The organism is Paracoccus haematequi (genome assembly GCF_900631945.1).
GTDB classification, from domain to species: domain Bacteria; phylum Pseudomonadota; class Alphaproteobacteria; order Rhodobacterales; family Rhodobacteraceae; genus Paracoccus; species Paracoccus haematequi_A.
Genome location: NZ_UZWE01000049.1, coordinates 1 through 6,349 on the forward strand (window position 1 = coordinate 1; position 6,349 = coordinate 6,349).

Annotated in this window: 5 protein-coding genes and 1 pseudogene; 5 read left to right on the forward strand and 1 reads right to left on the reverse strand. The window is 66.3% G+C overall.

Translation table 11 applies throughout. The features are described from left to right. Window positions 1-210: 210 nt before the first annotated feature. The 4 genes from PARHAE_RS16250 to PARHAE_RS16265 are packed head-to-tail and all read left to right on the forward strand — an operon-like array spanning window position 211 to window position 3,446. A complete protein-coding gene (locus PARHAE_RS16250) occupies window positions 211-1,218 on the forward strand; it encodes a glycosyltransferase family 2 protein (protein WP_126155621.1) in 1,008 nt (335 codons plus the stop codon). Further along, window positions 1,215-2,222 (forward strand): acyl-CoA dehydrogenase family protein, encoded by a 1,008-nt coding sequence (locus PARHAE_RS16255; protein WP_126155622.1) that lies wholly within the window; start codon window positions 1,215-1,217, stop codon window positions 2,220-2,222. Before PARHAE_RS16250 ends, PARHAE_RS16255 begins: the two co-directional genes overlap by 4 nt. Continuing rightward, the gene (locus tag PARHAE_RS16260; RefSeq protein WP_164555284.1) at window positions 2,219-2,878 is read left to right on the forward strand and encodes a PIG-L deacetylase family protein; all 660 of its coding nucleotides are present in this window, start codon (window positions 2,219-2,221) and stop codon (window positions 2,876-2,878) included. The genes PARHAE_RS16255 and PARHAE_RS16260 overlap by 4 nt, the downstream gene beginning before the upstream one ends. Further along, on the forward strand, window positions 2,868-3,446 hold the full coding sequence (locus PARHAE_RS16265; protein ID WP_164555285.1) for an SAM-dependent methyltransferase: 579 nt from the start codon (window positions 2,868-2,870) through the stop codon (window positions 3,444-3,446). The genes PARHAE_RS16260 and PARHAE_RS16265 overlap by 11 nt, the downstream gene beginning before the upstream one ends. Before the next feature lie 105 nt (window positions 3,447-3,551). On the opposite strand, the gene PARHAE_RS16270 is transcribed toward PARHAE_RS16265, so the two are convergent. Beyond that, a complete protein-coding gene (locus PARHAE_RS16270; RefSeq protein ID WP_126155625.1) occupies window positions 3,552-5,414 on the reverse strand; it encodes a DUF927 domain-containing protein in 1,863 nt (620 codons plus the stop codon). Window positions 5,415-5,921: 507 nt separating this feature from the next. On the opposite strand from PARHAE_RS16270, the pseudogene PARHAE_RS16275 reads away from it, so the two are divergent. Beyond that, window positions 5,922-6,122: pseudogene (locus PARHAE_RS16275) on the forward strand (IS5/IS1182 family transposase); the annotation flags it as partial. Window positions 6,123-6,349 lie beyond the last annotated feature (227 nt).

Genomic DNA, 6,349 nt, shown 5'->3' on the forward strand with positions numbered 1-6,349 from the left:
CGATAAGGTGTCCTTATCGATGGTCTATTGTCATGCGAAAGGAATACGAAGTGATCCGCATGAACGGATTCAGATGCGGTTATAGTGCGTTTCTCCGGCTGTTTCAGTGGCGAGATCAAGCTCTCAGTCCGGTCCCAGAACCGCAGGGCCACGACGGCGGAACCACGGACAGGATGGGGTAGTTGGCTTCGGGATCAGACAGGGCGGATCATGGACGGATCACTTTCGACAATTGTCGCCGCCTATAGCCGCCCTGTCCTGGTGCAGATCGTCGTTGCCATTCCCGTCAGAAACGAGGCCCGGCGTCTGCCGAGGCTGCTGCGGGCCCTGTCGACGGCGGCGATGCGGTCGCCCCTGCCGGTGACGGCGGTGGTTCTGGCCAACAACTGCACCGACGGCAGTGCGCGGATCGTTCGGTCCTTTACCCATCCGTCGCTGCGCCTGGAACTGCACCAGGTCGATTTTCCCGACCCCAATGCCGGGATCGCCCGCCGGGTCGTCCTGGATCTGGCCGCGCGTCCCGGCGCGCTGATCCTGACCACCGACGGGGACGCCGCGCCCCATGCCGACTGGATCGCCGCCGCGCTGCGCGCCGCGGATGCGGGGGCCGACCTGGTCTGCGGCAGGATCGACGCCGATTGCCGCCATGTCCTGGCAACCGCCCCCGGCCGCAGGGTGACCCAGGCCGAGGCTGCCCATGGCGCGCTGCAACACGAGATCCGCCATGCCGTCGACCTGCTGGCCGGGCGCCAGGGTCCAGAGCGTCCGCATTATATCGAATCCGCCGCCTCCATGGCGATCCGCAGCGATGGCTTCCGCTTGATCGGCGGGCTTCCCGACACCCGCTCCAGCGAGGATCGCGCCCTGGTCCATCAGGCCGAATCCCATGGCCTGGCGATCCGCTATGCCGACGACATGCTGGCCACGGTGTCGGGCAGGCTGCACGGCCGCGCCGAGGGCGGCATGGCCGAAGCCCTGCGCCAGCGGATGTCCGATGACGATCCCCTGGCCGACCAGGCGATGCTGCCGGTCCCTGTCCTGGCGGATCTGTGGTCCCGCGCGACGGCCGGGGACAGCCGGCCCTGGCCCAGCCGCGCCCTGTCCTTGGGCAACCGCCTGCGCGCCTCGGATCTGGAAGCGGAGCTGCCCGCACTGAGGCGCCTGGTCGAAGGGTCCGTGCGCCCCCGGCTGCTGCCCCGGGGAAAGAGTGCCGCATGACCGACATCGCCCGTGCCGCGCGCCTTGTGGCTCAGGCGCCCTGCGACGGTCCCGACGGTCCCTCTGGCCCTGCCTTGGCGGATGCGCTGCGGCAGGGCGGACTTCTGGACGCCCCGCTGTCCGTCGGGCAGCTTTTCGAGGCCCTGGCGGCCATCGGCCGGGCGAACCTGTCGGCGGGCCGCATCTTCGAAGGCCATGTGAACGCGGCCAAGCTGCTGGATCTGTATGCCCCCGGCGACAGGAGGGGTGGCCTGCTGGGCATCTGGGGGGCCGACGGTCCCGATCCGGTCAGGATCGACGGCCCCCTGTTGCGGGGGCAAAAGCTGTTCGCCAGCGGCGCGGACGTGCTGGACCATGTGATTGTGTCCGCAGGCACGGGCGACGGCCCGCAGCTTCTGCTGTTCAGCCGCCCGCAGCTTGAAGGGCGGCTGTTTCCCGACGAGTGGCGGGTTTCGGGGATGAAGGCCACCGCCTCGGGGCGCTGCGACCTGGAGGGGCTTGCCGTGGCCGAGGCCCTGCGGATCGGCGGTCCCGGCGACTATCTGATCGAACCGCATTTCCAGGGCGGGGTCTGGCGCTATGCCGCCGTGCAACTGGGCGCGATGCGGGCGCTGACGGCGATCACCGCCGATCAGTTGCAACGGCGCGGGCAGGACGCGGCGCCCTTGCAGGCCATGCGCCTGCGCCGGATGGTGACGGCCTGCGAAACGGCCCGGCTGTGGCTGTGGCAGGCCGCCGATCGGGTGGAACGGCCCGATGCGGTGCCCGAGGATGCCGAGGCCGCGATCCTGGCGCGACTGCTGACAGCCGAGGAAGCGGTCGCGCTGATGAACGCCATGGACCAGGCCCTGGGGGCGGCCTCCTTTGCCACCGCCCATCCCGCCGACCGCATCCGCCGCGACCTCGGCTTCTATATCCGCCAGGCCAATCCCGACGGGCTGGCCCTGGGGGCCATGGCGCGCATCCTGCAAAGCCCCGCCCTGCGCGACAGATGGATCGGATGAGCGGGTTTCTGGACAACCTCGGTCCCCCGATCGGCGTGGCCGATCTGCTGGGCGGACGCCCCCTGGCCGTGCTGGCGCCCCATCCCGACGACGAAACGCTGGGCTGCGGGGCGCTGCTGTTCGACGCCGCCGCCCATGGCGCGCGTTGCACCGTGATCTGCGTGACCGATGGCAGCCGGTCGCATCCCAAATCCCGCGGATGGCCGCCCCGGCGGTTGGCCGAGCAGCGCCGGGCCGAGCTTGAGGCCGCCGCCGCCATCCTGGGCGCGACGACGCATTGGCTGGGACATGGCGACTGCCGGGTGCGGACGGATGCCGACATCTCGGACCTGATCCCGCAAGGCGCGCTGCTGCTGGCGACCTGGGAGGGGGATCCGCATGTCGATCACCAAAGCGTGGCGCGGATGGCGCGGAACCTGGCCCGCCCCGACGTCGCGCTGGCCTATTACCCGATCTGGGGCCGCTTCACGGACCGCACCGCCCCAACCCGCACCATCGCGGCCTCGGCCGCCGCGCTGACGGCCAAGCGTCGGGCGCTTGCCTGCCACCGCAGCCAGATGACGCCGCTGATCGACGACGATCCCGAAGGGTTCGTCATGGAGCCGTGGCGCCAGGAGCATTTCCTGACCCATCCCGAGATCGTCATTGCCCCATAGAGACACCCTTGCGCATCTGTCCCGGCTCTATGCCGCCAGCGAGGACCCCTGGAACCATCGCTCCAGCCCCTATGAGGCCGCCAAGTTCCGGGAAACCCTGTCGGCGATCGGCCCCGGCCCGTTCCGCGAGGCGCTGGAAATCGGCTGCGGCAACGGCGAGCTGGCGCGCCGCCTGGCCCCTCGCTGCCGCCGCCTGACCGCGATGGACTGCATCCCCGCGGCGGCGGCGGCCGCGCGCCGCATCCTGGCCGGGTTTTCCCAGGCAACGGTGCTGCAAGGCTGCGCGCCAGACGATCTGCCCGACATCCGGCCCGACCTGGTGCTGTTGTCGGAAGTCCTCTACTTCCTGACCCCCCTGGAAATCTCGACCCTGGGCGGCTGGCTGAACCGGAACGCCGCCGGTCCCGTCGTCGCGGTCAACTGGACCGGGCCGACGGACGAGCGGCTGAACGGAGCAGAGGCCGTCGGCCTGCTCGGCCAAACCCTGATCATGGCACAGACGCGTCATTTCCCGCGATTTCGGCTGGATGTCCTTTGGCCTGTGCAAAGCTCCATCCGGCCGCGCTGAGGGTCGCAGGCGATCCGACGACGCTGGCAGTCCGGCTGCACGATCATCGTGACGCCCGCGCGGCCCTGACCGCCGTCACATGAGCGGCAGTTTGGTCGGGCGTCCTCAGTCATCATCCTCGGGACAGAAGATATTCAGAAGGTGTTCCTTGAGGCTGAACTCGATTTTCACGCCCGGCGCAGCATCTGCGAGGGCATGTTTGCAGATGAGATAGACCCGTGGGCGGCCCATGTGCTGGGCCTTGTCCATCCGCGCCTGATAGGAACGCTTTTCGCCGCCCGGCTTGAGAAGGCCTGCCTGTTCGAGGGCGGCCAGATGCCAGGGCCTGGCATCCTTCAGCATATCGACGGTCAGATAATAGAACCGATGGTCCTGCCATCCGGTCCGGTCCTCCTGTTTCCGAGGCGTGCCCCCCAACCATCGCAATCGATGGCCGTGGACTTCGATGGCGTCGAGCAGGATACGGAGCGCGGGGCCGACGCTGTGTTCCTGCGCTGCCGAGTGCCAGAGCGCCGCAAGGTGATGAGCGGCCGTCATCGCGGCGTTTTCCGTCCAGGGAAGGATCCCGGCCGCGATCGCCAGTTCCCCCGCCGCGCCGACCAAGCCAAGTCGCTGGAGATGCGGGAGAAGGGTGCCTGGAGGTGACTCCGTTCGCAGTTCCCGTTCCCGCGCGACGAAACGCTCCATGTGGCGATGCAGCATCGCCTCGGCGTGTTCACGATTGTTGACCAGCCATTCGATGAAGGCGCCTGCCGCATGGCCGTGGTGGTCTCTGATCATGCCGCGCAGGGCGGTGACAAAGGAGGCTGCATCCGGGTATCCGTGCAGATCGTCGAAGGCCCCGTGGAGGCCTGCCCCGACCGGGATATCGAGGAAACGCACCCTGAGAGCCTCGGCCTGGAGATGTCGCTTGCGCCGGAAAATCTCGATCGTCGAGGCCTCGCTGCTCATCAGGATCACGAGGCGATGCCCGGTCTCGCGATTTTCGAAAGAACTGTCCGTGGCGAAGGACGCCAGGGCCGTCATTTCCTTTGAGGAAGGGTGGGCATTGAAGGCCTCGATCGTCATCAGACCATCGTTCCGGCGCGCTTTCAGATCCTCCAGCCGCCCCGGAAACTGCGACCAGAACGTCGTCGTCGCCGGGGAATCCCCGGCACTCTGGGCGGATTGCAGCAACAACGACTTGCCGGAGCCGGGTCGGCCGTAGACGTTCAAACCCACTGTTTCCATCCGCGCCAGCTCGAGGAGCGGGCCCGCAAAGCCTGCGGAGAGGGCGGCCATCAGGAGCGGGTTTCCCTCGGCACAGGTGGCGATGCCGCTCGACCAGCCTTGGAGAGTTCCCGCCCTCGGCACGGGTGAGGCATTGAACAGGGCAAGGTCAGGCACGTCCTCCTTGCGTCGCGCGACAGCACGCCCATCGGGCTGAACGAAGAGGCGATTGCACCCCGGCAGGGACACCCAGCCGGCCCGGTCGAGGCGCCATCCCAGGGGCGGCTGCGACTCCGCGGTCCATGCGCGGAGGAACTCGACAAACTCTCGCAAGGAAACGTGGATCGGAAATCCCAGTCCTGTCAGCCTCCTTGCGAAGCCGGAACCGGAAGTGAGATCCGCCATCCCGCAAGCGATGGACTTTATCTGGCCGGAGAGGTCCATGAACTCGAAGAGAACCGCGTAGCCGTCCTGGGTCCCCGGGCGACGGAGCGTGAGAGCGGGAAAGATCAGGCCGCAAACCCGCTTCGGGCTGGAAAGGAAATGGATGGTTCCCTTGTCGGCATCCACGTCGAGATTTCCGGGAAGGGTTTCCCGGATCCGATCCGCCAGGGCATGACGATCCGCTTCAGCCTTCCTGTCGGGAATGCAGGCAGGAAGGTGGGGCCGAGCGACTTTCGCGGCCGAATCCGCATGGATCGGCGGATTGCCGACGGGCTCTCCTTCTTGCCTTCCGCCGTCAAGGAACCGATCATCCATTGCTGCCGCTCTCCTGTTTCGCTGCCCGACCCTCGATAGGGCTATTGACCCCGGCCCCCGATTGACCCTGGCCCCCGGACGCACGGCATGGGTCGCACTTCCGGCAAAGGGTCAATGCCCCGTTAAAATATTAAAAATAACAAACACAGGAGGTTATACTAAATCTCGGCACGGAAAAAATCAAGGAACTCGTGACGCAATAACACTGGCGGACCGAAGGAATTAACATTCCGGTTTTTCTTGATAAGGAATAATTTCCCAAAGAAATTGGAAAGCACTTTTTATTATTACAGAAACTTTCGTCATATATTTTTTGTGGAAATTTTCTTGCCGAGGTGACGGTCTGCCTTCAGACAAAAACTGTTGGACGTGTTGGACTGTTGGACCGGCGCCGCAAAAACGCTGCCGCTCAGGTTCATCCGCCCGCACAGATGGCCGCCGGACTTGGGCCGACGCCGGGCCTGGGGGATCGCCTGGCAGGGAATACCGGCCCCGCGATCCCGCAGTCTGGGCCGAACCATCCGGAAGCGCGGGACCGGCTATCATGTCCGCAGCCGGGACGAGGCGAAGATGATGTGCTTCAAATCCTTCGGCGAGCATATCGCTTCACGGGAACCGGACAGGCAAACCGCTGAAATCCACATCCGCATCGCCCTGATGAACCGCTTCAAGGCGCGCGGCAACGCCGACATCGAACGCGTGCCATGAACTCAACGGGGAAAGGGGGCTGCTGCCGAACAGACGCCGACATCCTGGGTCCGACTGGGAAAGCCGATCAGCGGCCGGTGCTCAGCGGGTCGTCGATGGCGGTCATGGCAGCGCCGTGCGCCTCCGGTCCACCATCACGCTGGCATGATCTGATCGATGCCTTTCATGCTCTCATGTTGATTTGTGTGACCCGCGCCGGAACTGCTCCTGCCGGAGCAGGGTGATAG